The organism is Streptomyces pseudovenezuelae (assembly GCF_001513955.1).
Classification (GTDB): domain Bacteria; phylum Actinomycetota; class Actinomycetes; order Streptomycetales; family Streptomycetaceae; genus Streptomyces; species Streptomyces pseudovenezuelae.
The window spans coordinates 379,314-404,273 of sequence record NZ_KQ948144.1 but is presented as its reverse complement, the minus strand read 5'-3'; the positions used below and the strand labels follow the sequence as shown (position 1 = coordinate 404,273).

Sequence of the window (24,960 nt, the reverse complement as noted above, 5' to 3'; positions counted from 1 at the left end):
ATCAGCCCCGGGTCAGCTTCTTGTAGGTGGCGCGGTGCGGACGGGCCGCGTCCGGGCCGAGCCGCTCGATCTTGTTCTTCTCGTAGGACTCGAAGTTGCCCTCGAACCAGAACCACTTGGACTCGCCCTCGTAGGCGAGGATGTGGGTGGCGACCCGGTCCAGGAACCACCGGTCGTGGGAGACGACCACGGCCGCGCCCGGGAACTCCAGGAGCGCGTTCTCCAGCGAGCCGAGGGTCTCGACGTCGAGGTCGTTGGTCGGCTCGTCGAGGAGCAGGAGGTTGCCGCCCTGCTTGAGGGTGAGCGCGAGGTTCAGGCGGTTGCGCTCACCGCCGGAGAGCACACCGGCCGGCTTCTGCTGGTCCGGGCCCTTGAAGCCGAAGGCGGACACATACGCCCGGCTCGGCATCTCGACCTGACCGACGTTGATGTAGTCGAGCTCGTCGGAGACGACCGCCCACAGCGTCTTCTTCGGGTCGATGTTCGCGCGGCTCTGGTCGACGTACGAGATCTTGACGGTGTCGCCGACCTTGATGGTGCCGGAGTCCGGCTCCTCCAGGCCCTGGATCATCTTGAAGAGGGTGGTCTTGCCGGCGCCGTTCGGGCCGATGACACCGACGATGCCGTTGCGCGGCAGCGTGAAGCTCAGGTCGTCGATCAGGACCTTGTCGCCGAAGCCCTTGGTGAGGTTGTTGACCTCGACGACGATGCTGCCGAGCCGCGGGCCCGGCGGGATCTGGATCTCCTCGAAGTCCAGCTTCCGCATCTTGTCGGCCTCGGCCGCCATCTCCTCGTAGCGCGCGAGACGGGCCTTGGACTTGGCCTGACGCCCCTTGGCGTTGGACCGCACCCACTCCAGCTCTTCCTTGAGCCGCTTGGCGCGCTTGGCGTCCTTCGCGCCCTCGACCTTGAGACGGGTCTGCTTGGTCTCCAGGTACTTGGAGTAGTTGCCCTCGTAGCCGTGCAGCCGGCCGCGGTCGACCTCGCAGATCCAACCGGCCACGTTGTCCAGGAAGTACCGGTCGTGGGTCACGGCGACGATGGTGCCGTCGTACTTGGCGAGGTGCTGCTCCAGCCAGTTCACCGACTCGGCGTCGAGGTGGTTGGTGGGCTCGTCGAGGAGCAGCAGGTCAGGAGCTTCCAGCAGCAGCTTGCACAGGGCCACGCGGCGCCGCTCACCACCGGAGAGGGTGGTGACGGCCCAGTCGCCGGGCGGGCACCCGAGGGCGTCCATGGCCTGCTCCAGCTGAGCGTCGAGGTCCCACGCGTTGGCGTGGTCGAGCTCCTCCTGCAGCTTGCCCATCTCGTCGAGCAGCGCGTCGGAGTAGTCCGTGGCCATGAGCTCGGCGATCTCGTTGAACCGGTCGAGCTTGCCCTTGACCTCGGAGACGCCCTCCTGGACGTTCTCCAGGACGGTCTTCTCCTCGTTCAGCGGCGGCTCCTGCAGCAGGATCCCCACGGTGTAACCCGGCGACAGGAAGGCATCGCCGTTCGACGGCTGCTCCAGCCCCGCCATGATCTTCAGAATGGTCGACTTACCGGCACCGTTCGGGCCGACCACACCGATCTTCGCGCCAGGCAGGAAGTTCAGCGAGACGTCGTCAAGGATGACCTTGTCGCCGATTGCCTTGCGCGTCTTGCGCATGGTGTAGATGTACTCAGCCAAGAGAAACCGTCCGGCAGCTTGAAATCTGGCAGTGGGCAGATACACCCCATCTTGCCTGAGGTCCACCCTCGGGTGGTAACCCGTTTGGTCGGGGGGCTGTGACCTGGGGGTTCGCGGCCTTCGGCGCGGGCTCGGCGGCCACTGCCGATCACCACCGGCCACCCTCGCCCGCCCTGACCGCAACCTGGACCTTCACTGCCGCCGCTGGTGACGGCTCCCGCCCCTCCCCTCCCCCTCACACTCCTCCGACTTACCGAAGCCATGCCCGCCGAGCCGGAGGCCGCGCGCGGGATGGTGTGCACTGCGCAGCGTCTCCGGCACCGGACGGAGGTCGCGGTGCGGGAACCCCTGGTCACCGAGCGAGGGCGGTACGGCCGTGGGCCCGCCCGGGTGGGCCCATCGGATGCGCAGCGCTCTGCCGCCGCACCGGAGGACACTCGGGGCGGCAGCCGAGGCCGGCCCCCTGTACGCACGCTGCGCCTCGCCCGGCCGCAACCCGGTCACCTCAGCGCTGGACGCCGCCGGTCCTCGACGAGGCCCGCACCTCGCCGCATCCGCACAGCCCTGCCGATCGGCGCCGCGGCCCACCGGTGACGATCAACTCGCCTCTCCCCTCACGGCGGGCATACGGACCCCGAGCTCGCCACCCGGTCGTGCACGACGAGATCAGCGGTGTTCACGACCAGCTGGTCGACGCCGACCCCTTCCGGCCCGGGGAGCACCACCGCAACGCCTCCGCCCAGAGCCGCGACCACGCCGACCTCCCGGACCGGCACGTCGGCTCAGTCGGCCGCCCTGCGCACCGCCAGCAGCACGGCCGCGCCCACGGCCACCGCTCCCGCGGACCGCATCAGCCCCTGGGACGAGCGCCACGAGAGCACCGACCACTTCGACTGCGCCGACAGCAGGGACCCGGTGCTCAGCCATGAACCCGCCGAGATCAGGGACAGGGCCGAACCGATCGAGCCCACGGACAGGGCGCTGCCGATCGAGCCGACCGAGAGGGCCGAGCCCACGGAACCGATGGACAGCACCGAGCCCACCGAGCCGATCGACAGCACCGAGTCCTGGGACCACAGGGACAGCACCGAGTCGGATGAGCGGTGACGCGCCGGCGATGCGGATGACTTGGTCATGACGTCATTCTGCCGTCACCGACGCGCCCGGTCAGTCCTGTGCCCGGTTCTGCTTCCTGCCGGTGAGAACAAGGGCGGCGCCCCCGATCACGACCAGGGCGATGGCGGTACCGGTGATCAGCGGGGTGGTGGCGGAGCCGCCCGTCTCGGCGAGGTTGACGTCGGTGGTGGGGACGGCCACCGTGGCGGGGCTGGGCTCGCTCAGGGTCTGGGTCGTGGCGCCCGTCTCGCTGCTGCGGGTGCGGCAGTCGAGGACGCCGGTGAAGCGCTCGGCGAGTCCGTCGTTGCCGGTGATCGTGAAGTCGTACGCCTGGTCCTCCTGGAGCGGGACGGTCACCGTGCGGGACTCGCCCGCCGCGATGGCGTACTCCGTGCCCATCAGCTCGAACGCGAACTCCTCGTCGCCCTGGTTGACCGCCTTGATGTCCAGGCCGCCCTCGGCGCAGTTCCGCGCCGCGGAGAGGGCCGGTACGGCACCCTCCTTCGCCCAGGTCGCGCTCGCCGTGGCCGAGACCGTCGACTCGCTGGAGCCGGCGAGGATCTGGGTCTGGCTCCGGCTCTCGGAGGCGAACGCACGGCCGACCGGCACGGTGGTCGAGGCCTGCACGGTGAGGTCGGCCGAGCCCGCCGCCGCGTCCTCGGGGACCTCGAAGTAGAGCTCGCTGCCGTTGCTCGCGGAGGTCACCGGCCTGCCGTCCTTGCCGACGATCCGCACCCCGCTCGTGGCCGCGTCCGCCGGCGGGCTGACCGTGACGCCGCCCGCGTTGGTGTGGACCGTCACCGGGCCGAGCAGCTCACCGGGGTGGCCGGAGACCGCGGGCGGGTCGAGCGTCAGCGACGCCGCCGGCTCCGCGATGTCACGGGCGCTCTTCTCCAGGTAGTCCGCGAGCCTCTCGGCCTGCGGGTCGGCGGCGTCGACGTCGGCGGCGTCCGAGTAGCGCCAGATCGCCACCTGGGTGCCGGCCGCCGCGTCCTGCTCGGTCAGTCCGGCGGTGATACCGGCCTTGGCGGCCAGCGCCGCGAGATCGTTGACCTGGGGATAGGAGTTCTCCAGGATCCAACGGATCTTGCCGGCACCCTTGTTGGCGCCGAGCGAGGTGCCGCTCCAGTCGGTCTCGTGGTACTTGGCGTCCTTCTGCGTCGGGTTGTAGAGGTCGACGCAGTACGTCTGGAGCGTTCCGCCGCCCTCGACGGACATCTCGAACAGCCCCGCCGACACCTGGAGATCGCCGTCGGTCCCGTGTATGACCGCGTCACCGTAGGTCTTCAGGCCCCCTATGGTGGCGGTCGCCCCTCTCTGGTTCTGCGCCGCCTCGTCCGCCGACGCCGTGTCGGCGGCGGCCACCGTCGCACCGGCGGCGAGCAGGCCGGAGACGAACGTGACGGCCGCGAGGCGAGCCGCCCCCCGTCCGCGCACGGACAGCGCAGAGAACGCAGAAAACACGGAATTCCCCTTCGAGCAGGACCCGTTGTCGAGCGGGCTGGCGGTCCCACCAGCAGAATCAGTAGCCCCGGGAGCTGTGTTCGGCATCCTAGGGACGCGGCCGCCCCCCTCTTCCCGGGGATGCGGTCGGAAGATCGATCCGACTCGGAATCGTTATCGCCAGGGCCTTCCACCCGCATGGCTTATCGACAAATCGATCGCAGTCATCCGTAACGCATCAGCCGATAAGCCACACTTGGGGCAGGGAGGGAACCGGGTCGGATCCGCCGCGTCCTCGTCCGACGTCACGTCATGTCATGTCACCGCGACGGGCTCCTTCCGGTCCGCGGTCTCGTCCGACGGTGTCTCCCAGGCGGGCTCCGGCTGCGCGGACGGCCCCGCGGCGCCGCTCTCCAGTCGCTGGGTGCGCCGGAAGGCCGAGGTGCCGCGCGCGAGGTCATGGCCGATCGCCACCGCGTCGATGTCGGCCGAGGTCCAGGCCGGCTGCCCCTCGCGCATCTCCGAACGCACCTTCAACCGGCCCTGGACGACCACCGGATCACCCACGTTGATCGACCCCGCCACGTTCGTGGCGAGCTGGCGATTGGCCCACACCGTGAAGAAGTTGGTGTGCCCGTCCGTCCACTCGTTCTTCTCGCGGTCCAGATAGCGCGCCGTCGCCGCCAGCCGGAACCGCACCGACGCGCCCGTCGCCAACTCCCGGTACACCGGCTGTGTCGCCACGTTGCCCACCGCGCAGATCATGGTCTCGTTCATCGCCGGGATCCCCTTTCGGACATGCGTACGGGCCCGTCCCGTACGGCTGCTGCTGTCTGCGTGCCGACCGCGTCACCGCGATCGCCGCGAAGCCAGACTGCCTCCGCCGGGCCGAGCCCGCTGCGCCCTGTGGACCGTCCCCGGGTTGTGGAAAACTCCGCCACCCGAACGGGGCACCCGGCCCACAGGACCGCTCCGTCACACTCCGACGACCCTGCTGTACTGCTCCCGGACCTCCCGGTAGCGCAGCAGCTCCGCCGCCACCGGATCCAGCACCCGCGCCCGCCCGCACCCGGACGCCGCCTCCCGCAGCCGACGCTCCGCCTCCACGCCGTACCGTCGCGCGGGCCCGCGTGCCGCCATCCGGCAGCTCCACTCGACGAGCGGGCCGCCGATGATGCCGGCCACCATCAGCAGCACCGGAACCCCCAGGTTCGGTGCCATGACCCCCACGATCTGGCCCACCAGCCATAGCCCGCCGACGATTTGAAGGAGCGTCATGGACGCCTGTGCCAGCACGGCCGCCGGCCACCAGCCCGGGCGCGGCGGACGGCCCGGTGGCAGCCCGGCCCGGGCCGTCAGCTCGTCCAGCGCCTCCGGCAGCCCCTGGGAGCCCCGTACGGCCGCCTCGCGCACCGCCTGCGCCCACGGCGCGGGCAGTCCCGCCGAGGCCCGGTCGGCGAGCGTCCGTACGGCCTGCTCGACACGCTGCCGCGCGGTCGCCTCCTCTTCGGGGTGGGCACGCAACGGCAGCCGCCCGGTGGGAGGTTCGCGCCGGTCCTGGTACCAGCGCCACAGCCGCAGCCACGGCGTGCCGCAGGCGCGGTTGGCGTTGCGCAGCCAGGCGCGTTCGGCCGCCTCGCCCGCCGCGGTGGCGCCCACCGCGTCCGCGAGCCGGGCGGCGAAGTCGTCGCGCGCCTCCTCGCTCAGCCCGGTGCGCCGGCCCGTCGCGTAGACGGGCCGCAGCCGCCAGGCCGCCGCGTCCACGTCGGCCGCGATCCGCCGCGCCGGAGCCCCGCGCTCCGCCACGAACTGACCGAGCGCCTCCCGCAGTTCGCCGATGCCGTCCCCGGTGAGCGCCGACAGCGCGAGCACGGTCGCGCCCGGTTCGCCGTACTCGCCGAGGGCGATCCCGTCCTCGTCCAGCAGCCGCCGCAGATCGTCGAGGACCTGCTCGGCGGCCTCTCCGGGCAGCCGGTCGATCTGGTTGAGGACGACGAACATGACCTCCGCGTGGCCCGCCATGGGACGCAGATAGCGCTCGTGCAGCATCGCGTCGGCGTACTTCTCGGGGTCGACGACCCAGATGACGGCGTCGACGAGCGCCAGGATCCGGTCCACGTGCTCGCGGTGCTGGACGGCCGCAGAGTCGTGGTCCGGCAGGTCGACCAGAACGAGCCCGCGCAACTGGGCCTCCGACTCGGCACTCTGCAGCGGGCGCCGCCGCAACCGGGGCGGGATGCCGAGCCGTTCGATGAGACTCGCCGACCCGTCGCTCCAACTGCACGCGATCGGCGCGGCCGTGGTGGGCCGGCGCACCCCGGTCTCCGAGATCGCCACTCCGGCGAGCGCGTTGAACAGCTGCGACTTCCCGCTGCCCGTGGCCCCGGCGATGGCGACGACGGTGTGCTGCCCGGAGAGCCTGCGCCGGGCGGCCGCCTCGTCCAGGACCTGCCCGGCCTCGGCGAGCGTCCGGCTGTCGAGCCGGGCCCGCGAGAGCCCTACGAGTTCCCGCAGGGCGTCCAGACGGGAGTGCAGGGGGGCGTCGTAGGCGAGCGGGGCCGCGGGCGGGGCGTTGGGCCCGCGGACCTCCACGGCGGCGGCCTGCTCGGTCTCGGCGGTGACCCGGCGCGCGATGAGCCCGTCGTCCCAGCCGCCCGCGGAGTCGGCGTCGGCCGGCCCCTCGGCGGTCTCCACGGTCTCTCCGCGGGCGGGTCCGGCCTCCTCCCGCGCGCGCCCCGGCCCGGCCTCCGCCCGCGCGGGACCGCCCTTGGCGCTCTCCACACGCGTGTGCCCGTCCTTCCCGCCCCTGTCCGCGTCGCCCCCCACGGGTTCCTCGACCGGCCCCTCCCGGTTCTCCGATCCGGCGTCCCCCGCCTGGTCCGTGTGGTCCTGATCCGTGACGGCGGTCATCGGTCACCTCTCCTTCTGCAGTACGGACAGCGCGGCGATGAGTTCGGCCTGGGGTTCGGGGTGTACGTCGAGTGCGTCGAGCGGGGCGAGCCGGCGCTCGCGTTCGGTGTGCACGACCCGGTCGAGGTGCTCGGCGAGCAGCCGCCCGCCCCGGTCGCGCAGCCGCAGGGCACCGTGGGCGCCAATCCGCTCGGCGAGCCCCTCACCGGCGACCCGCGCCCGGCGTCCGCCCAGCAGCGCGGTGGCGACCAGGGCGGCGACCGTCTCCGGGTCGGGCGCGACCCCGCGGTCGAGGTCGCGGATCTCCTCCTCGGCGTACTCCTCCAGCTCCCGCCGCCAGCGCCGTACGGCCATCCCGATCCGGTGTTCGGCGCTCTCCGCGGTCGGATCGCGGTTCGTCAGTTCCGGTGCGGCCGCGGCCGGTTCGCGCCGCCAGGCCTCGTCGACGCGCTCGTCGGCCGCGGTGACCGCGCACAGCAGGAGGGCTGCCAGGCTCTCCACCAGGGCGTCCAGGAGCTCCGCGGCGGTGCAGTCGAGGGGGAAGGCCCGCCAGCGCTTGAGGGCGTCACCGGCGAGCACGGCGCCGGCCTGGAGCCGCCCCCGCACGCGCGCGTACTCGCTGTCGTACGCCCCTTCGACGGCGGTGGTGAGCCGCAGCGCGGCCGCGTACTGGGCGGCGGCCGCGCCGGCCAGTTCGGGCATCCGGGACTTGAGGGAGGCGAGGACGCCGTGGGCCGTACGGGCGACGGCGTGCTGCCGGGCCGCGGGGTCCTGCACCTGATGGACGAGCCAGGTCCGCAGCGACGCCACGGCGGTGGCCGGCAACAGCCCCCCGCCCCAGGCCGATTCGGGCAGCTCCGGCACCGTGAACCGGGGCACGTCGCCGAGGCCCGCCTTGGTGAGCAGGGCGCCGTACTGGCGCGAGACCTCGGAGACGACCTGGTGCGGCACCCGGTCGAGGACGGTCACGAGCGTGGCGTCGTACTCCTTGGCGGTGCGCAGGAGATGCCAGGGGACGGCGTCGGCGTAGCGGGCGGCCGTGGTCACCATGATCCAGACATCGGCGGCGCAGATCAGTTCGGCGGCGAGCGTGCGGTTGTCGGCGACCAGGGAGTCGACGTCGGGCGCGTCCAGGAGCGCGAGGCCCCGCGGGACGGTGTCGGCGGTCTCGACGCGCAGCACGCGCGCGGGGTTCTCGCCGGGGAGCAGGACGTCGTCGCCCGGATCGTGGTGGGGCACCCACACGCGCGTGAGGTCGGGCAGTACGCGCATTCCGCTGAACCAGTGATGGTCCTCCGGATGGCAGACCAGCACCGGCGTCCGGGTGGTCGGCCGCAGCACGCCCGCCTCGCTCACCCGCCGCCCCACAAGGGAGTTGACGAGGGTCGACTTGCCGGCCCCGGTGGAACCGCCCACCACGGCCAGCAGCGGCGCTTCGGGGTCCCTCAACCGGGGCACCAGATAGTCGTCGAGCTGGGCGAGCAGTTCGTCGCGGTTGGCACGCGCGCGTGGGGCCCCCGCCAGGGGCAGCGGGAAGCGTGCGGCGGCGACACGGTCGCGCAGGGCGGAAAGTGCGTCGAGCAGCTGAGGCCGTACGTCCAAGGTCACCACATGTGAAGAATGCCCAATTTTAGGGGAATTCTGAAGCATATGAGCATGTCTGCGCGCCGACAGGACGTAAGGGACGGAAGGGATGACTGGGACGGAGGCACAGTCCAGGCATAACGAGTGCACAACACCCGGTGCGCGAGGCGCCAAAAGCGATGCACGATTCGTACCTGCCTGCGATTATCAGGACCGCTTCACTGAACCTCCACATCGAGCCACGGAGGCGAAGCAACAGGGACAAGGTCGTGGGAGCCCTATCCTTGTCCCCGGCAACGTCACGGAACGGCCCACACCCGGGCACCCAAGACAGAGGCCACCACACCCGGCCCCCGTAGCTCAGTGGATAGAGCAGGCGCCTTCTAAGCGCTTGGCCGCAGGTTCGAGTCCTGCCGGGGGCGCTCTTTCCTCGCTCTCCTTCGGGAGAGCGTTTTTGCTGTTCAGAGCGGGTATCGCTCGGCACGACGAAGCCCCGGCCCCTCCCCCTGACGATCAAGGGAGAGCTCCGGGACTGTCCGGCTCTCACCGGGTTTTTGCGGGTGGCCGTGTCGAATGCGTGTCGAAGTTCTTTGGCCGAAGATCAACCAGGGCCGGGCGGCTCGGGGAGGCCTCCGGCGGCTTCAAGTCACTTCTTCAGGTCCGGCAGTTGCCCGTTGACGCACCGGGCGTAGGTGGCGAGCAGCACGGGGACGCTGTTGCCGGCGAGCATGTGGAAGCACCACCGTCGTGGCGGTGTCAGTCCTGCCGTACACAATGCCGTCCATGAGTGAGCGCTATGAGGTCGTCTTTTCCTGCTACTTGCGCGACGACACCCCCGAATGGGTCATGACCGCCTTGCGGTGGCACTTGGGCATGGTCGCCGAGTTCCCCGAAGGTCTCGACGACCAAGACGAGTATCTGTACCCCCTGCTCGTCCCCGACAACTACGCCAACCGCCGGGTGCCCGGGGGAGACGTCGTGTCCCTGCGTCGCGAGGTGCAGGAGTTCACGAGTTCCGGGGAGAGGTACGAGTGGGAACTTTTCGCACGCAACCACTGGGTCGACGACTCCATGCTTTACCTCCGGGGCCTGTTGGACCTACTCGCCCCGCACATCGCGCAGCCCGGCTATGGGGGCCACTTCCGCCACATATCCGACACCGAAGTGACTGTCTTCCACTTCCGCGATGGGGCGTATGAGCCCATCAAGATATGGGGTGTCGACCCGCGGTGACAGGGCGACAAAACGCTCGCGCCCCGCGTGCGCTCCCGGACGAAGAGCGGTCGCGCCAGATCCATGCCACAACGGGCGGAGAGTCACGGGGAATCGGGGTGCACCGAGACGCGTGCCACCGGACTGCACTCAAGGCGGTGAACCCGCAGGTCACGCTGCGAGTCACCCTGCCTCACCCCTAAAGCGATGGCGTCCTGGCGCCCAGCGGCAGCGGCCAGCTAGCGCAGGCCGCGAGCGCGCTGCCGTCCTCGGTGAGGAAGAGCAGGGTGAACCGTGTCCGACTATCGTGCGCGACCACTACTGACAGTGCGGCGGCGTAGAGTCGATCATCCTGAGCATCCTGGCCTGATCAAGCGGGGAAGGACCGACATGCGTCTGCGCTGTGCCGTGCTCGACGACTTCCAGCGGGCGGCGACCGAGCTCGCCGACTGGTCACCGCTCGCGGACCGGGTCGACGTCGTCTCCTACGCCGACCACTTCGCCGACGAGGACGCCCTGGCCGCCGCCCTCGCCGACGCCGACATCGTGGTCACCCTGCGCGAGCGGGTCCCCTTCCCGGCGTCCCTCATCGCCCGGCTGCCCCGGCTCAAGCTGCTCATCGCCTCCGGCATGCGCAACTCCGTCATCGACTACGCGGCCGCCGAGGCGCACGGCGTCACCGTCTGCGGTACGGCGAGTTCGTCGACCCCGCCCGTCGAGCTGACCTGGGCGCTGCTGCTGGGCCTGGCCCGCGGGATCGTCGAGGAGAGCAACGCCCTCCGCCAGAAGGGGCCCTGGCAGTCCACCGTCGGCGCCGACCTGCACGGCCGCCGGCTCGGGCTGCTCGGCCTCGGGAAGATCGGCGGCCGGGTGGCGCAGGTGGGGCTCGCCTTCGGGATGCACGTGAGCGCCTGGAGCCAGAACCTCACCCAGGAGCGCGCCGACGAGGTGGGCGTGCACCTGGCCGCGTCCAGGGAAGAGCTGCTGGCGGAAAGCGACTTCGTCTCCGTCCACCTCGCCCTCGGCGACCGCACCCGAGGCCTGCTCGGCCCCGCCGAATTCGCCCTCCTCAAGCCCACCGCCTATCTGGTCAACACCTCGCGCGCGGCGATCGTCGACCAGGACGCGCTCCTCGCCGCCCTGCACGAGGGCCGGATCGCCGGAGCGGGCGTCGACGTCTTCGACACCGAGCCCCTCCCCGCCGACCACCCCATGCGCACGGCACCGCGGCTGCTCGCCACCCCTCACCTCGGCTATGTCTCGCGGGCCAACTACGCGACCTACTACGGCCAGGCCGTCGAGAACATCCAGGCCTACCTGGCGGGCGCGCCCGTACGACGGCTTCCCTGAGACGTGCGGTATCCGACCCTCCGCTTCAACAAGGGTGATCCGCACATGAACGCCGTTACCAGGAGTGAACCTTCGCGTTGAAGGGTAAGTGCGACGGCTCGTCCTGCCGCCGCACTTACCGATCAGAAGGAGTACGTGATGTCTCGCATCGCGAAGGCAGCTGGTGTCGCCCTCGGCACCGGTGCCGTGGTCATCGGTGGCGCCGGCCTGGCCCTGGCGGACGCGGGTGCCGACGGCACCGCCGTCGGCTCGCCCGGCGTCCTGTCCGGCAACGTCGTCCAGGTCCCGATCCACATCCCGGTCAACGTGTGCGGGAACACCGTCAACGTGATCGGTCTGCTGAACCCGGCCTTCGGCAACAGCTGCGCCAACATCAGCGACGGCCACAAGGGCCACCCGGGCCCGGGTGGACACGGCGGCTACGGCGGCTGATCGTCCGTACGCACAAGAGCCCCGGCACCTCGAGCGCCGGGGCTCTTGCCTGTCCGGTCCGCCGTCCGCGAACCGCCCGCGGGTCTCAGGCGTACCGATAGATCCGGCTGACGTCCTCCAGCTGATCCGGCGTCACGTCCCAGGGCGGCAGCTTCTCGTGGCGGGCCACGACCCGCTCGTACTGGTCGCTGGCCGGACCGGGCGGCCTGGCGGGCTGGTAGCGGGCGCCGCCGTGCCGCCGCTGCCAGCGGTACCAGCACAGGTCGATGAAGGCGTGGTGCATCCAGAAGACGGGGTCGTTGACGGAGGCGCCGCCGACCATGGCACCGCCGACCCAGCGGTGCACCCGGTTGTGGTTGCGCCAGGCGGCACTGCCCCGGCCGCTCCCCCACCCCTCCAGCTTGTTGCGGAAGCCCTTGGTCACCGTCGAGTTCCAGGGCGAGACGTCGTAGACGGGGTCGGCGAGCGCCCCCTCCAGCTCGCTCCTGGTCGGCAGCGCGAGGGGAGCGGCGGCGCGCCCGAGATCCCGGGTGAGGAACTCCCCGTCGGTGACGCCCTCCGTGAGGGTCCAGTTGCCGCTCGCGTAGGCGAACGGCCCGGTCATCACCTGGCGGTCCGAGCGCCGGCCGTTGCCGCCGAGCAGGTCCTTCGTCCAGGGCGCGGACGTGGTCGTACGGTCCCGGGTCCAGTCCCAGTACGGCACCGTCACCGAGGAGTCCACCCGGCGCAGCGCCCGCTCCAGGTCCAGCAGGAAGCGGCGGTGCCAGGGCAGGAAGGAGGGGGCCATGTGGGCCGTCCGCAGCCCGTCCTCGCCGTCGGAGACGTAGTACTGGATGTGCGTGCGCACGAACTCGTCGTACTCGCCGCGCTGTTTGAGCTCCAGCATCGCCTTCACGAACCGCCGCTTCTCGGCGGCGGTCAGGGTGCTGACGTCCTTACGCGTGTACACCATGGTGTCCCCCCATGTGCGTCTGATCGGCCGTGGTGGTCTCGCGCAGCCGCTGTCCCGGCCCCAGTTCGTCGACGGCCGCGCGGGCCGCCGCCAGGGGGGTCGGGTACGAGCGGTAGTGGTCGACCATGCTCAGCCAGCCGCCGTCGGCGCGGCGCATGAGGTGCAGCGGTCGGCCGTCCACGGTGACGTGCCACGGGGCGGCGCCGGCGGAGTGCCCGGCGGCGATCATCCGCGAGCCGCGCAGACGCCGTCCGCGATAGGTCTCGTCGAACTCGAAGGCCGGGTCCGCCGGTCGCGCGGCCCGGTGCGCCGGCCGGGAGGCCGCGACGACGGGGGCCAGCGCCATGGCCACGGCCGCGACGAGCAGCCCGCGCAGCGCGTCCCGCCGCGCGGTGCGCACCGGCCCGGGTCTCACCGCCCCTGTTTCGGCGCTCGCCACTCCCCCACCGACGCTGACGACCATCGTGCACTCCTCGTCCGGTTGCGATGTACACAGCCGTAACCGCCCGAGGGCCCCCGTGGTCACTCCCGCGGTCCGGACGGTCCCACGGAGAGGCGGTGGCCCTCGTGCCGAGCTCGCCGCGTCGGCGCGGTCCCGCGGCGCGGGTCCTACAGGCCCGGCCCCATGCCCAGGTTCGCGCCGGGCACCGTCTGGAGGACCGGGGCGAGGATGCCCGCCTGCGGGAGCTTCGTGTCCGGCAGGCCGAGGTGGTCGGGGTTGGGCCGGGTCAGCGGGGCGTCCACGCTCAGGCCGGGCGACAGGGTGCGCAGGTCGGAGGCGGGCACGTCGGCACCGACGTGGTCGAAGTCCGTCCCGAGGACGTGGGGCACGGGCGCGCGCAGGCCCGCGCCGGGCAGGCCGCCGGTGACCGGCAGCTGGGGGACGGTCCGCGCCGGGAGGAGCCGGCCCGCGACGAACTGCGGTCCGTCCGGCTTTCCGGGCTTCGGCAGCGGGATCTCGCCGCTCAGGCTGGGCAGCTCCATGTTGAGGGCCTTCTCGGCGCCTTCCAGGGGCACCGGGACGGGGACCGTGCCGACCGCGGCGGCGGGCGCGGCGGCGGCACCCACGGCGGCCGCGACGCCCGTGACGACGGCGGCAAGGGTCCTTCGGGTGGTCGACTTCATGGCAGGTGCGGTCCCTTTCAGGGTTCGGGGGCTCAACGTCCTTACCGCGTAACGATCCTGGGGCCGTCACCAGCGCAAGAATCCCCCGGCTGCCGTAGTAGTACGACGAGCCGACAACGGCAGGTCAGCCGGTCCAGAAGTCCCACCAGCGGGTCAGGACCAGCATCCCGACGATCCCGGTGTGCAGCACCGGGGGCACCCAGGCGAACTCGCCGAGGAACGCCCTCACCGGGGCCGGCGCGGGCAGGAACCGGTGGCGTACGAGGTGCGAGAGGACGTACCAGAACAGCAGGATCGTGGCGACCCACGCCAGACAGCACCACAGGCACAGCGCGTTGATCCGGTACAGCGACTGGAACTGCAGCCACGACACGAACCCGACGCCGAACAGGCAGCCGGCACCGAAGAGCAGCCAGTACCAGCGGGGGAAGCGGGCGCCGGCGAGCAGGCTCATGCCGACGCAGATCACGATGCCGTAGGCGACCAGGCCCAGCATCGGGTTGGGGAATCCGAAGGCCGAGGCCTGGTCGCTCTTCATGACGCTGCCGCAGGACACCACCGGGTTGAGGCTGCAGCCGGGGGTGAAGTCCGGGTCCTTGAGCAGCTTGAACTTGTCGAGCGTGATCACCCAGGAGGCCAGCAGCCCGGCCGCCCCCGTGACCACCAGCAGGAGGGCGAGGGCGCGCCCCGCGCCCGCGGGTTCTCGCGGGTGCTGCCCCGGGGCGGCCACGGCGTCAGGCGCGCAGGCTGCGGGCCGGCAGCACGATGTGCGCGGCGGCGTCCAGGGTCTCGTCGGCGTTGACGAACTCGGCGAGCGCCTCCGGGTCGACGGTCGCGCCCGGTTCGGCCTCGGTCCAGGCGCGGGTGGTGAAGATCAGGTAGGCGAAGCCGCGGGCCTCGACGGCCGCCAGCCACTCCGGGGGCACGGTGCACTGGACGCTGAGCCGCGGCATGGTGAGGACGGCCTGGCCCGCGACGACGAGCAGCCCGACCGGGAGACTGGGCCGTGCGATGCCGTCGACCAGCTCCCTGCCGACCGGCAGGCCGTTGTCCGTCAGCAGCCGCTCGACCGCGGCGGACGCCGCCTGCGGACCGCCCTCGGCGTTCCCGAGGGAGCAGACCAGGAGGTGGGGGATGTCGACGCCGTCGGCGTTCTCCCCGCTCCAGGGCAGTACGACGACGGTGCCCAGGTCGGCGGAGCGCAAGGGCCGGGTTTCGCTTGAGGTTGAGGTCACCGGGCGACCATATCGACGCTCCGGACGGCCGCCTGACGCGTTCTCACCCGAGCGGGCGACGGGCCGCGGCGCGTCCACACGAACGAGGGACGGGCTCGAACAGCGAAGGGCCGATTCCATGGCCCTGGACGGCCACCACGGAATCGGCCCTTTTCCCGGATGTCTCCGGTTCGGGAAATGCGGATTCAGCCGCCCATGGGAAGAGCGCCGACAATTCCGCCGTCGCGGTTCAGGTCCCGGGTCGCGCCCTTCACGGTGTTGAGCACGGAGTCCTTGTTCTCGGTGTCGAGCGCGTCCGACTGGTGCTGCAGGGGCATCACGTCGATGGGACCCCTGGTGAGCGCGTTCACGGCGCCGTTCAGGCTGGTGGGCGTGAGGTCGGCGCTGTTGTAGGCGAACGCGGGCGCTGCGGCACCGGCGAGGACCAGGGAACCGGCAACGACAGCAGCGGCCTTCAGGGACTTCATCGTGTTCCTTTCTTCGGCAACTCATGTCGCCAGAGGAAATTCTGACGCCGTGTCCAACGAGTTGCGACCTGAGCGGAAACCCTTCCTGTGAGTCCTCATATGAAATCCCGCCGACTAGCTCGACAGGCCCGCTGTCGGCAGGCTCGGCGGGCCGGGCAGGCTCGGTGCGGGCAGCTTGCCGCCCAGCAGAGTCGCGGCCACGGTGTTGACGAGACTCGCCAACGAGTTGGTCACCGCCGTGGCCACCTGAGCGGGGTCACCCGAGGTCACCGCCTTGATCAGCTCGTCGATCGCCTTCTGCAGCGCGGCCAGCGCGTCGCCGATGACATCGGCGGGGGCCGCCTCGGTGGCGCCACCGCTTCTCGTGGGCGCGGGCAGCGTAGTGGCCGGCGCGGGGGCGGTCGGGAGGGCAGGGGTCGTCGGCGTCACGGGAGTCGTCGGCGTGACCGGGGTCGTCGGGGTTGCCGAGGTGGCCTTGGCGATGGCGTCCTTCACCGCGGTGCCCAGCTTGGTCGCCTCGTCGGCGGAGAGCCGGCCGTCGTCGGCCTTGAGGACGGCGTTGAGCAGATCGGTGACCGGGGTGAGTACGCCGCCGAGGTCACCCAGACTCTTGACCTGGGCGAGGAGCGTGTCCGCGTCGGGCAGGGGCGCACGGGACGCCGCGTGGGTGTGATCCCGGGCCGAGTCGGCGGCGACGGCGGACGGACCGGCCGCGCCGGCCAGGAGGGCGGCGCACAGTGCGGTGGACGCGATACGCCGTGCGGGCAGACCACGCATGGGTGTTCCTTTCGATGAGCATCGGATCTGTGCTCACCGTGAATTCACCCGCCGCACCTCGCAACCCGTCGCCCCCGTTCGGGGGCAGCGCAGACCGGCCGCTCTCCCGCGCAGGAACACGGGAGGGCGGCCGGCCGACGGAGTGGCGTGCGAACGTCAGTCGTTGCCGCACTGGTTGCCGAACGCCGGGTTCAGCAGGGCGATGACGTCGACGGTGTTGCCGCAGACGTTGACCGGAACGTGAACCGGAACCTGGACGACGTTGCCCGACAGCACACCCGGGGAGTGAGCGGCGGCGGCCTGCGCGCCACTGTCGGCAGCGGCGATGCCCGCACCACCGGCGACGGCCGCGGCGGCAACGGTGGTCAGGGCCAGGCCCTTCGCGATACGCGACATGGAGAGTTGCTCCTTGGGGGTTGACACAAAACACCCGGGCGGGATGCCCGGCGCTGTGTCAACGCGTGGCGCCCTCGCGGGTTGTGCGGCCAAAGGGGTGATCTACGAGGACCGCGGGTGTGCGACGCCGACACGGTTGACTGATTTGCCAGTAATAGTCCCGATCCTGGCTAGAGTTGCGGACCTCCCGAGGCCCCCACCGACAGCACGTCGCACGCACGGGGCCGCACTTTCCCGAAAGGGCAACGCCGGTCATGCGTAATTCCCCGGGCCCCCTGCTGCGCCGTGCGATGGCCGGTGCGCTCTCGCTCGCGGCCCTGTGCACGCCGGTCTGCGCCGAGGCGGCGGCGCCCGCCCCGCCTTCCGCGGAGGCGCAGCGGCTCCCCTTCGCCGAGCGGTACCGCGCGACCCAGCACGGCGGCATCGTCCGCGCGGCCAACACCTCCATCAGCTGCCGTGCCACCGGCCCCCGGGCCGCGTCCGCCTGCCCGGCCGTACGCGCGGGCGGGAAGGGCGCCAACGGCGACTTCGACATGTTCTACGTCGACGTCGACAGCGACCCCAACACCTACAACTCCTCCCGCGCCGAGGTCCGGCTGCCGGAGGGCTCCCGGGTGACGTACGCGCGGCTGTACTGGGGCGGCAACCTGCGGGTGGGTGAGCAGAAACCGCCGAAGGACGACGGGCGGGTGCTGATCGCCGAGCCCGGCGGCCAGTACAAGGCGCTCCTCGCGGACACCGTGGTGGGCCACCGTGTGGCGCAGGGCGCGGACGCCTTCCAGGCCTCGGCCGACGTCACGAAGCTGGTCCGGGACAGCGGTTCGGGCCTGTACACGGTGGCGCAGGTCGACGTGGCGATGGGCAGGTCGAAGGCCGGGGCGTGGGGCGGCTGGACGCTGGTGGTGGCGTACGAGAACCCGGACCAGCCGCTGCGGCACCTCTCCGTCCGGGACGGCTTCGACGCCCTGGGCTCCCGTACCGCCCAGGAGATCCGCCTGAGCGGGTTGCGCCTGGCGAGGAACGGCACCGGCCGGGCGGGGCTCGTCGCGTACAACGGCGACCGCGGCCGTACGGGTGATTCGTTCACCGTTTCGACCGGCCGCGGTTCGAACACCGTGCTCGCCGGTCCCGCCGACCCCCGGGACGACGTACTGAACTCGACGATCTCCGAGGCGGGGGCGCCCGCGCCGGAGCGTGTGCCCTCGTACGCGCACACCCTCGGTTACGACTCGGACGTGTTCGAACTCGGAAACGCTCTGCGGCACGGCGGTGACCACCTGGCCTTCCGGCTCGTTTCCCACCGGGACGCGGCGTGGGCCGGTGCGCTCTTCGTCGCAGTCGACGCCCGGCAGTAGGCGCGTTCCGGCCCGTCCCGAGCCCGTCCGTGAGCGAGGAAACCGCGCAATGCACCAGTCAGCAACCGACCCCAGGCCGCGGGTCCTGCACCTCACGCAACCCGTGGACGGCGGGGTCGCCCGGGTGGTGACGGACCTGGTGCGGGCCCAGGTCGCCGAAGGCCTGGACGTCACGGTCGCCTGCCCGGACGGTCCCCTCACCGCGAACCTGCGGACCCTGGGCGCCGACGTACGGCGGTGGGAGGCGACGCGCTCGCCGGGTCCCGCACTCGTCGGCGAGGTCCGGCGGCTCACCCGGGTGATCGAGCAGGTGCGGCCGGATCTGGTGCACGCGCACAGCGCGAAGGCCGGACTGGCCGGGCGGATCGCCGTACGGGGACGGATCCCGACCGTGTTCCAGCCGCACGCCTGGTCGTTCGAGGCGGTCGGCGGCGTCACCGCCGCCCTCGCGCTCGGCTGGGAGCGGCGTGGCGCGCGCTGGTCCGCGCGGACGGTGTGCGTCAGCGAGGCGGAGCGCCGGACCGGGCTGCGGGCCGGGATCGCGGGACGGTGGCGGGTGATCCCCAACGGGATCGACACCGGACGCTTTCGTCCCGCCGCGGCGGACACCGTACGGGCGAGGCTCGTGCCCGAGGCCGATCCGGCGGCCCCGCTCGTGGTGTGCGTGGGGCGGCTGTGCCGGCAGAAGGGGCAGGACGTCCTGCTGCGGGCGTGGGACGCGGTGCTGCGACGGGTGCCGGAGGCCCGGCTGGTGCTGGTCGGGGACGGGCCGGAGCGGGACGCGCTGCGCGAACGGGCCCCGCGGTCCGTGCTCTTCGCGGGGGCCGTCGCCGACGCGGTGCCCTGGTACCAGGCCGCCGATCTGGTCGTCCTGCCCTCGCGCTGGGAGGGCATGGCGCTCGCCCCGCTGGAGGCCATGGCCTGCGGGCGGCCGGTGGTGATGACGGACGTGGACGGCGCCCGGGAGAGCCTGCCGCCCGAGCTCGCGCCGCGCTGCCTGGCGCCCACGGAGAACCCGGCGGCACTGGCCGACGCCGTCGCCGCACTGCTGCTCGACCCGCCGCTGCGCGAGTCGCTCGGCCTCCAGGGGCGCCGTCACGTCCTGACCACGCATGACGTGCGGCGCACGTCCGAGGCGGTGGCGGGCCTGTACCGCGACCTGCTCGACGCCGAGCCCGCCGCGCGCGTCGCGCCCACCGAGTACAGGGAGCCCATCCACTCGTGACCGCGGAAAGCACCGTCCCCTCCCCCGGCGGACAGGCCCGGGACTTCGGATTCCCCTCCGTCTCGATCATGCCGCCGCGCGGCCCCGGAGCGGGCTTCAGGTTCCCCGCCCGCCGGCCCCCGGCCCGTCCCGCCTCCCCGGTCCCGCTGCTCACCGCGGACCTCGTCGCCGCTCTCGTGGGGGCGCTCGCCTTCAGCGGCGCCCAGTGGCGGCCGCTGCTCGCGGCGCTGCTGGTGGCCGCGTCGATGCTGCTGCGCCCGCACCCGCCGCGCCGGGTGGCCGGTGTCCTCGACGAACTGCCCGCCGTCTGCGGCAGGATCGCGGTCGCCTGGCTGCTCCTCGCCGCCGCGGTGGCCTCGTACGACGTGGACCGGGCGCTGCCCGCGACCACCCTGGCCGTCGGCTTCCTGCTCCAGTCGGTGACGGCGTGCGCGGGCCGCGGCACCGTGCGCCGCTGGCAGCGCGTGGCCCTGCTGGCCCGTCCGCGCGCCGCCCTCGTCATCGGCCCCGCGGCGACCGCGCAGCGCGTGGCCGCCGCCGTACTGCGCCATCCGGGCTGCGGGGTAAGGCCGGTGGGGGTCGTGACCGAGCAGCCCGACGGCGGCGAGGGGCTGCCCGTGCTGACGACCGGCGAGGAGGTCGAGCGGGCGCTCATCCAGAACGGCGTACGGGACGTCCTGACCGTGCATCCGTCCGTACGGTCCCGGCAGGGGCCGCTGCTGCGGGCGCTCGCGGAGTCGGGCTGCACGGTGTGGGAGATCGACGCGGACTCGCCGTCGTACGAGATGCGGGAGCAGCTGGCCGGGTTCTCCTGCCGGCGTCTGGTGATGGGGTCGCGGCGGCGGGGCAGCGCCGGGAAGCGGGCGCTGGACGTGGCCGTGTCCGGGGTGCTGCTGTTGCTGGTCAGCCCGCTGCTGCTGGTGTGCGCGGTGGCCCTGCGGCTGAGCGGCGGTCCGGGCGTGGTGTTCCGGCAGGAGCGGATCGGCAAGGACGGGAAGCCGTTCACGCTGCTGAAGTTCCGCACCCACCGGCCGGTCGACGCGCACGAGGCGGCGACGCGCTGGAGCGTGGCGAACGAGCACCGCATGCCGTGGCTGTGCCGCTTCATGCGACGCACCTCGATGGACGAGCTGCTCCAGCTGTGGAACGTCCTGCGGGGCGACATGAGCCTGGTCGGTCCGCGGCCCGAACGCCCCTACTTCGTCACGAAGTTCAGCCAGACCTACCCCGGTTACGCGGCCCGCCACCGGATGCGGACCGGCATCACCGGGCTCGCCCAGATCCACGGGCTGCGCGGTGACACCTCGATCGAGGACCGCTGCCGGTTCGACAACGCCTACATCGACAACTGGTCGCTGTGGCAGGACATCTGCATCCTGCTGCGCACCGCGGCCGCGCTCGTGCGTCCGACAGGGAGCTGAGCGCGCATGAGTCTCGCACTGAGCCTGCCGCGGGTACGGGAGTTGTCTCCCGTCCTGCCGGTGGTGGCCGTGGTCACCCTGCTGGCGCTGCCGGTGTCGCCGACCGCCGAGAGCGGTGCGGGACCGGCCGACGCGGTCTCCGCACTGGTGGTGCTGTACTGCGTGGTCCGGCTGCTGCGGGAGCGGCGGCGCCCCCTGTCGCGGACGGCGGCCGTCCTCCTCGGTCTGCCGGTGGCGGGGCTGGCGGTCGCCGCGGTGGGCGCGTCCTCGCCGGCCGCCGGGCTCACCGGCATGGGCCGCTACCTCCAGGTCTTCGTGCTCGTCCCGGCGGCCGTGCTGCTGCTGGTCCGCGACCGGCGCGACTTCCGGCTGCTGGCCTGGTCGCTGGTGGCCCTCGCCGGGTGGCAGGGCGCGCTCGGCGTGCACCAGTACACGACCGGGACCGGCGCCTCCTACCAGGGCGAGGACATCCGGGCCGTCGGCACCTTCGGGGCGTCGGACGTGATGGGGATGGCGACCGTGGTCTCCTTCGGGCTGGTGTGCGCGCTCGGGCTGGCGCTCGGCCGGGCGTCCGTACGGCAGCGCATGGTCGCCGCCGGGTGCGCGCTCGCGCTGCTCATGCCGCTCGCGCTGTCCTTCAGCCGGGGCGCGTGGATCGCCACGGCCGTGACCTGCTCGGTGCAGCTGGTGCTGGCCGGGCTGCGGCGGGCGCTGGTGGTGGGTGCCGTGGTGGCCGCCGTCGGCGTGGTCCTGGTGGGCGGGTTCGGGGTCGGTTCGGCGCAGCTGCAGGAGCGGATCAGCAGCATCACGCAGGTGACCGACGCCCCCGACCAGTCCGTGACCGACCGGTACACCATGTGGGCGGCGGCCGTCGGCATGTGGCGCGAACAGCCGCTGACCGGCGTGGGGTTGAAGGGCTTTCCCGAACAGCGGGACGGGCACGCCTCGCTGGCCCTGTCCGCCGGCAGTGACACGGAGGGCGCGGGAGCGGCCTTCCGCCGGCAGCCGCTGCTGTCCCCGCACAACATGTATCTCCTCGTGCTCGCCGAACAGGGCCTGATCGGCCTGCTCGCCCTCGCGGGCAGCTGGCTGGCGCTGCTGGTGTGCGGACTGCGCGGGCTGGTGCGGGCGCGCGGGTCCGGGCGGGGGCTCGACTGCGCGCTGGTCGGCTGCGGGCTGCTGGTGTGGCAGCTGACGGACTTCGCGTACGCGGACATCGGCGGCCCCTCGACGGTGCTGACGGCGGTGTGCTTCGGGGTGGTGGCGTGGTGGGCGCTGGTCGGCAGCGATGCCGTGCCGGAGCGGGGCGGAGCCGGTTCCACGACGGCACGGGCCGGGGCCGTCGGCGAGGCGGAGGAGGCCGAAACCCGATGACGGTGACACCTCCACACGCCTCGGGCTCGACCGGAGCGGGCTCCGCCCTCGGCCGAGCTTCAGGATCGGCTGCCTCGGGCTCCGCCGCCGGCCCGGCATCGGGGTCCCCCTCCAGCTCCGCCCCCGGCCCGGCTTCGGGATCCCCCGGCCTCCTCTCCGGGCCCACCGACTCCGGCTCCGGCTCCGCCCCCGGCCTCACCTCCGTGCCGGACTCCAGCTCCGCCCCCGGCCACCTCTCCGGGCCCACCGACTCCGGCTCCGCCCCCGGCCTCCTCTCCGGGCCCACCGACTCCGGCTCCGGCTTTACCCCCGGCCTCACCTCCGCGCCCGAATCCAGCTCCGCCCCCGGCCTCCTCTCCGGGCCCACCGACTCCGGCTCCGGCTCCGGTCTCCCCTCCTGGCCCACCGACTCCGACTCCGGCTCCGGTCTCCCCTCCGGGCCCACCGACTCCGGCTCCGGCTCTACCCCCGGCCTCACCTCCGCGCCCGAATCCAGCTCCGCCTCCGCGCCCCGCCGCGCCGGCGTTCCGATTCCCGTCCCCCCGGCCCGCGGCTCCGCCGACCAGCCCGGCGGCATTCCCGAACTCCCCGCCGTCTCCCGTCGTTTCCTCGCCAAGGCCACCGCCGTCACCGCCGCCCTGTCCGTCGCCGGGGCGCTGCTCGGGCTGGTGCGGGACCAGTCGCTGGCCCGGCTGTTCGGGGCCGGCAGCGGGACGGACGCCTTCCTGGTGGCGTGGACCGTGCCGGAGTTCGCGTCCACGCTGCTCATCGAGGACGGGCTGGCCTTCGTACTGATCCCGGCGTTCAGCCTGGCCCTGGCCCGGCGTGCCCAGGGCGCCCCCGGCGACCCGGTCCGTGCCCTCGTAGCCGCCACCCTGCCCCGCCTGACCCTGGTCTTCGTCGCCGTGTCCGCGCTGATCGTCGCCACCGCCCCCTACCTGGTCGAGGCGCTGGCGCCGGGCCTGCCCGACCCCGCCCTGGCCGTGGACTGCACCCGGCTCACCGCGACCTGTGTGCTGAGCTTCGGGCTCGCCGGGTACTGCAGCGCGGCGCTGCGGGCGCACCGGCGGTTCCTGATGCCGGGCGCGATCTACATGGCGTACAACGCCGGCATCATCACGGCGATGTTCGTCCTGGGCGGCGACTGGGGGGTGCGGTCGGCCGCCGTGGGGGTCGCGGCGGGCGGCGCCCTGATGGTGGCGGTCCAACTCCCCGCGGTGTGGCGCCAGTTGCGTCGCTCCCCGGTGCGCCGGGAGGAGCCCGCCGAGACACCGGACCGGGCGGTGGCCCTGACGCTCGTCGCCACCGTCCTGCTCTTCGCGCTGTGCCGGCAGTCCCAGGTCCTCGTCGAGCGCTTCCTCGCCTCCCCCCTCCCCGCCGGGGCCATCTCGCACCTGAACTACGCGCAGAAGGTGGCCCAGATCCCGATGACCCTGTCGCTGATGCTGTGCACGGTCACCTTCCCGGTGGTCGCGCGGGCACTGGCCGACGGCGACACCGAGCGGGCCCGTACCCGCGTCGAGCGGGATCTGGCGCTGGCCGCCTGCACGGTGCTGCTCGGGGCGGCCACGGTCATCGCGTGCGCCCCGCAGATCATCGAACTCCTCTTCCAGCGGGGTGCGTTCACCGCCTCCGACACGGCGGCCACGGCGGGCGTGATGCGCGTGTACGCCCTCGGGCTGCTCGGTCAGACCCTGGTCGGCGTGCTGATCCGCTCGTACTTCTCGGCGGGCCGCCCCACCTGGTACCCGGTCTGCGCGATGGCCGCGGGCATCCTCGTCACCTCGTGGTCAGGCGCCTGGGCGGTGGGCCCCTGGGGCGTGTCCGGGATCGCCGCCGCCAACGCCGCCGGGATCACCGTGACGGCGTCACTGCTGCTCGCCGGCATGGGGACGAGGCACCGGGGCGTCCCGCGCGGCGTCCCCGTGCGCACCCGGCAGGTGCTCGCGGAGCTGAGCCGGCCGGTGTGCGCGGCCGCGGTCGCGACGCCGGCGGGCTGGCTCGTCGCCGGCCGGACCGGTCAGCCGCTGCCGGGACTCCTGGCGGGGGCGGCGACCGTGGCCGCCGTGTTCGTCCTGCTCGGCCTGGCCCTGGGCGCCCAGGGTTTCGCACCCGCCCTCCGTTCCGTACGGGTCGCCGCCCGTACCTTCACCCGAAGGCTCACGCATGGCCGTTGACTCCGCAGGCGCCCGCACGGCGCCCCGCCCCGGCCCCGCTCCCTGGGTGGCGATGTACCACTCGGTGACGGACTGCCCGGACGACCCGTACCGGATCACCGTCACCCCCGACCGGCTGGAACGGCAGCTGAGATGGCTCGCCGTGCGGGGCGTGCGGGGCGTGTCCATGGCCGAACTGCTGGCCGCACGCGCGCGCGGCGAGGGCCGGCGGCTGGCGGGGCTCACCTTCGACGACGGCTACGCCGACTTCGTCGACCACGCCCTGCCCGTGCTGCGCCGGCTGGACTTCGGCGCCACCCTGTTCGTCCTGCCCGGCCGGCTCGGCGGCGACAACGCCTGGGACCCGCTGGGCCCGCGCAAGCCGCTCCTGTCGGCCGACGGCATCCGGCGGGCGGCACGGGCGGGGATCGAGATCGGCTCGCACGGGCTGACCCACGTCGACCTGACGACCGAGGACGACCTCCGGCTGAAGGCCGAGGTCGTCGAGAGCCGGGCCGCCCTGGAGGACCTGCTCGGCGCACCGGTGAACGGCTTCTGCTACCCCTACGGCACGCTCGACCGACGGACCGTCGAGGCCGTACGGAGCGCCGGGTACCGCTACGCCTGCGCCATCGACCCCGGTCCGCTCACCGGCCCGTTCGCCCTCCCCCGGCTGCACATCGGACAGAACGACGACGCCGTACGCCTGTTCCTCAAGTACCGGCTGCACCGGCTGCGGCGCCGGCCCGTGAAGGGGCTGTGAC

The 24,960-nt window shown here is 72.7% G+C and carries 23 protein-coding genes and 1 tRNA gene; 10 read left to right on the top strand and 14 right to left on the bottom strand.

The window, feature by feature from the left end:
• Nucleotide 1 precedes the first annotated feature (1 nt).
• The 6 genes from ettA to AQI94_RS01715 form a co-directional block, all read right to left on the bottom strand.
• Entirely contained in the window at nt 2-1,666 is a 1,665-nt protein-coding gene (gene ettA / locus AQI94_RS01740; protein ID WP_031049838.1) for an energy-dependent translational throttle protein EttA, read from the bottom strand.
• A 782-nt stretch (nt 1,667-2,448) separates the two neighbouring features.
• Nucleotides 2,449-2,802, bottom strand: a complete 354-nt coding sequence (locus AQI94_RS01735) for a hypothetical protein (RefSeq protein ID WP_031049841.1) — start codon at nt 2,800-2,802, stop codon at nt 2,449-2,451.
• A 31-nt stretch (nt 2,803-2,833) separates the two neighbouring features.
• Nucleotides 2,834-4,246: a TQXA domain-containing protein gene (locus AQI94_RS01730; RefSeq protein ID WP_031049844.1), complete on the bottom strand. Its 1,413-nt coding sequence runs from the start codon at nt 4,244-4,246 to the stop codon at nt 2,834-2,836.
• Between the two features lie 294 nt (nt 4,247-4,540).
• A complete protein-coding gene (locus tag AQI94_RS01725) occupies nt 4,541-5,002 on the bottom strand; it encodes a single-stranded DNA-binding protein (protein WP_031049847.1) in 462 nt (153 codons plus the stop codon).
• A gap of 198 nt (nt 5,003-5,200) precedes the next feature.
• Entirely contained in the window at nt 5,201-7,135 is a 1,935-nt protein-coding gene (locus tag AQI94_RS01720; protein ID WP_062229545.1) for a YfjP family GTPase, read from the bottom strand.
• A gap of 3 nt (nt 7,136-7,138) precedes the next feature.
• A complete protein-coding gene (locus AQI94_RS01715; protein WP_062229544.1) occupies nt 7,139-8,746 on the bottom strand; it encodes a dynamin family protein in 1,608 nt (535 codons plus the stop codon).
• Between the two features lie 322 nt (nt 8,747-9,068).
• Between AQI94_RS01715 and AQI94_RS01710 the strand changes: the two genes are divergently transcribed.
• The 4 genes from AQI94_RS01710 (at nt 9,069) to AQI94_RS01695 (ending at nt 11,713) form a co-directional block, all read left to right on the top strand.
• A tRNA-Arg gene (locus AQI94_RS01710) sits at nt 9,069-9,141 on the top strand.
• A gap of 361 nt (nt 9,142-9,502) precedes the next feature.
• Nucleotides 9,503-9,952, top strand: coding sequence for a hypothetical protein (locus tag AQI94_RS01705; RefSeq protein ID WP_031051931.1), 450 nt, complete (start codon nt 9,503-9,505; stop codon nt 9,950-9,952).
• A 369-nt stretch (nt 9,953-10,321) separates the two neighbouring features.
• Nucleotides 10,322-11,281, top strand: coding sequence for a D-2-hydroxyacid dehydrogenase family protein (locus tag AQI94_RS01700; RefSeq protein ID WP_031051933.1), 960 nt, complete (start codon nt 10,322-10,324; stop codon nt 11,279-11,281).
• Nucleotides 11,282-11,419: 138 nt separating this feature from the next.
• On the top strand, nt 11,420-11,713 hold the full coding sequence (locus tag AQI94_RS01695) for a chaplin (protein WP_031051935.1): 294 nt from the start codon (nt 11,420-11,422) through the stop codon (nt 11,711-11,713).
• Between the two features lie 85 nt (nt 11,714-11,798).
• Here AQI94_RS01695 and AQI94_RS01690 read toward each other — a convergent pair whose 3' ends face one another.
• The 8 genes from AQI94_RS01690 to chpG all read right to left on the bottom strand — a co-directional run bounded on the left by AQI94_RS01690 (nt 11,799) and on the right by chpG (nt 16,665).
• Nucleotides 11,799-12,665 carry a tyrosinase family protein gene (locus tag AQI94_RS01690; RefSeq protein ID WP_031051937.1) on the bottom strand — a complete coding sequence of 289 codons (867 nt, stop codon included), beginning with the start codon at nt 12,663-12,665 and terminating at the stop codon, nt 11,799-11,801.
• The gene (locus AQI94_RS01685) at nt 12,649-13,128 is read right to left on the bottom strand and encodes a tyrosinase family oxidase copper chaperone (RefSeq protein WP_062229543.1); all 480 of its coding nucleotides are present in this window, start codon (nt 13,126-13,128) and stop codon (nt 12,649-12,651) included. Before AQI94_RS01685 ends, AQI94_RS01690 begins: the two co-directional genes overlap by 17 nt.
• A 146-nt stretch (nt 13,129-13,274) precedes the next feature.
• A complete protein-coding gene (locus AQI94_RS01680) occupies nt 13,275-13,790 on the bottom strand; it encodes a hypothetical protein (protein WP_062229542.1) in 516 nt (171 codons plus the stop codon).
• Between the two features lie 124 nt (nt 13,791-13,914).
• Complete coding sequence (locus AQI94_RS01675) at nt 13,915-14,520, bottom strand: vitamin K epoxide reductase family protein (RefSeq protein ID WP_031051699.1); 606 nt, start codon at nt 14,518-14,520, stop codon at nt 13,915-13,917.
• A gap of 4 nt (nt 14,521-14,524) precedes the next feature.
• The gene (locus AQI94_RS01670) at nt 14,525-15,025 is read right to left on the bottom strand and encodes a DUF5949 family protein (RefSeq protein WP_031051700.1); all 501 of its coding nucleotides are present in this window, start codon (nt 15,023-15,025) and stop codon (nt 14,525-14,527) included.
• A 185-nt stretch (nt 15,026-15,210) separates the two neighbouring features.
• Nucleotides 15,211-15,492 (bottom strand): hypothetical protein, encoded by a 282-nt coding sequence (locus AQI94_RS01665; protein WP_031051702.1) that lies wholly within the window; start codon nt 15,490-15,492, stop codon nt 15,211-15,213.
• Nucleotides 15,493-15,606: 114 nt separating this feature from the next.
• Nucleotides 15,607-16,269 (bottom strand): hypothetical protein, encoded by a 663-nt coding sequence (locus tag AQI94_RS01660; RefSeq protein ID WP_031051704.1) that lies wholly within the window; start codon nt 16,267-16,269, stop codon nt 15,607-15,609.
• Between the two features lie 156 nt (nt 16,270-16,425).
• Nucleotides 16,426-16,665 (bottom strand): chaplin ChpG, encoded by a 240-nt coding sequence (gene chpG, locus AQI94_RS01655; RefSeq protein WP_031051706.1) that lies wholly within the window; start codon nt 16,663-16,665, stop codon nt 16,426-16,428.
• 254 nt (nt 16,666-16,919) lie between these two features.
• Between chpG and AQI94_RS01650 the strand changes: the two genes are divergently transcribed.
• From AQI94_RS01650 to AQI94_RS01625, 6 genes are all read left to right on the top strand, one after another.
• Nucleotides 16,920-18,020 (top strand): DUF3344 domain-containing protein, encoded by a 1,101-nt coding sequence (locus AQI94_RS01650; protein ID WP_031051708.1) that lies wholly within the window; start codon nt 16,920-16,922, stop codon nt 18,018-18,020.
• Nucleotides 18,021-18,069: 49 nt separating this feature from the next.
• Nucleotides 18,070-19,245 carry a glycosyltransferase family 4 protein gene (locus AQI94_RS01645; RefSeq protein ID WP_031051710.1) on the top strand — a complete coding sequence of 392 codons (1,176 nt, stop codon included), beginning with the start codon at nt 18,070-18,072 and terminating at the stop codon, nt 19,243-19,245.
• On the top strand, nt 19,242-20,666 hold the full coding sequence (locus tag AQI94_RS01640; protein WP_062229541.1) for an exopolysaccharide biosynthesis polyprenyl glycosylphosphotransferase: 1,425 nt from the start codon (nt 19,242-19,244) through the stop codon (nt 20,664-20,666). The genes AQI94_RS01645 and AQI94_RS01640 overlap by 4 nt, the downstream gene beginning before the upstream one ends.
• Before the next feature lie 6 nt (nt 20,667-20,672).
• Nucleotides 20,673-22,040 (top strand): O-antigen ligase family protein, encoded by a 1,368-nt coding sequence (locus AQI94_RS01635; protein ID WP_062229540.1) that lies wholly within the window; start codon nt 20,673-20,675, stop codon nt 22,038-22,040.
• 575 nt (nt 22,041-22,615) lie between these two features.
• Nucleotides 22,616-24,217, top strand: a complete 1,602-nt coding sequence (gene murJ / locus AQI94_RS01630; protein WP_455712792.1) for a murein biosynthesis integral membrane protein MurJ — start codon at nt 22,616-22,618, stop codon at nt 24,215-24,217.
• The gene (locus tag AQI94_RS01625; protein WP_078902863.1) at nt 24,207-24,959 is read left to right on the top strand and encodes a polysaccharide deacetylase family protein; all 753 of its coding nucleotides are present in this window, start codon (nt 24,207-24,209) and stop codon (nt 24,957-24,959) included. Before murJ ends, AQI94_RS01625 begins: the two co-directional genes overlap by 11 nt.
• Nucleotide 24,960 lies beyond the last annotated feature (1 nt).

What these genes read in the sequence shown, in the direction of transcription:
- AQI94_RS01645 (WP_031051710.1), top strand. Translation starts at nt 18,070, where the DNA reads ATGCACCAGTCAGCAACCGACCCCAGGCCGCGGGTCCTGCACCTCACG.
- AQI94_RS01700 (WP_031051933.1), top strand. Translation starts at nt 10,322, where the DNA reads ATGCGTCTGCGCTGTGCCGTGCTCGACGACTTCCAGCGGGCGGCGACC.
- AQI94_RS01690 (WP_031051937.1), bottom strand. Translation starts at nt 12,665, where the DNA reads ATGGTGTACACGCGTAAGGACGTCAGCACCCTGACCGCCGCCGAGAAG.
- AQI94_RS01695 (WP_031051935.1), top strand. Translation starts at nt 11,420, where the DNA reads ATGTCTCGCATCGCGAAGGCAGCTGGTGTCGCCCTCGGCACCGGTGCC.
- AQI94_RS01735 (WP_031049841.1), bottom strand. Translation starts at nt 2,802, where the DNA reads ATGACCAAGTCATCCGCATCGCCGGCGCGTCACCGCTCATCCGACTCG.
- AQI94_RS01685 (WP_062229543.1), bottom strand. Translation starts at nt 13,128, where the DNA reads ATGGTCGTCAGCGTCGGTGGGGGAGTGGCGAGCGCCGAAACAGGGGCG.
- AQI94_RS01660 (WP_031051704.1), bottom strand. Translation starts at nt 16,269, where the DNA reads ATGCGTGGTCTGCCCGCACGGCGTATCGCGTCCACCGCACTGTGCGCC.
- AQI94_RS01665 (WP_031051702.1), bottom strand. Translation starts at nt 15,492, where the DNA reads ATGAAGTCCCTGAAGGCCGCTGCTGTCGTTGCCGGTTCCCTGGTCCTC.
- AQI94_RS01680 (WP_062229542.1), bottom strand. Translation starts at nt 13,790, where the DNA reads ATGAAGTCGACCACCCGAAGGACCCTTGCCGCCGTCGTCACGGGCGTC.
- AQI94_RS01705 (WP_031051931.1), top strand. Translation starts at nt 9,503, where the DNA reads ATGAGTGAGCGCTATGAGGTCGTCTTTTCCTGCTACTTGCGCGACGAC.
- AQI94_RS01725 (WP_031049847.1), bottom strand. Translation starts at nt 5,002, where the DNA reads ATGAACGAGACCATGATCTGCGCGGTGGGCAACGTGGCGACACAGCCG.
- AQI94_RS01625 (WP_078902863.1), top strand. Translation starts at nt 24,207, where the DNA reads ATGGCCGTTGACTCCGCAGGCGCCCGCACGGCGCCCCGCCCCGGCCCC.
- AQI94_RS01635 (WP_062229540.1), top strand. Translation starts at nt 20,673, where the DNA reads ATGAGTCTCGCACTGAGCCTGCCGCGGGTACGGGAGTTGTCTCCCGTC.
- AQI94_RS01650 (WP_031051708.1), top strand. Translation starts at nt 16,920, where the DNA reads ATGCGTAATTCCCCGGGCCCCCTGCTGCGCCGTGCGATGGCCGGTGCG.
- AQI94_RS01720 (WP_062229545.1), bottom strand. Translation starts at nt 7,135, where the DNA reads ATGACCGCCGTCACGGATCAGGACCACACGGACCAGGCGGGGGACGCC.
- chpG (WP_031051706.1), bottom strand. Translation starts at nt 16,665, where the DNA reads ATGTCGCGTATCGCGAAGGGCCTGGCCCTGACCACCGTTGCCGCCGCG.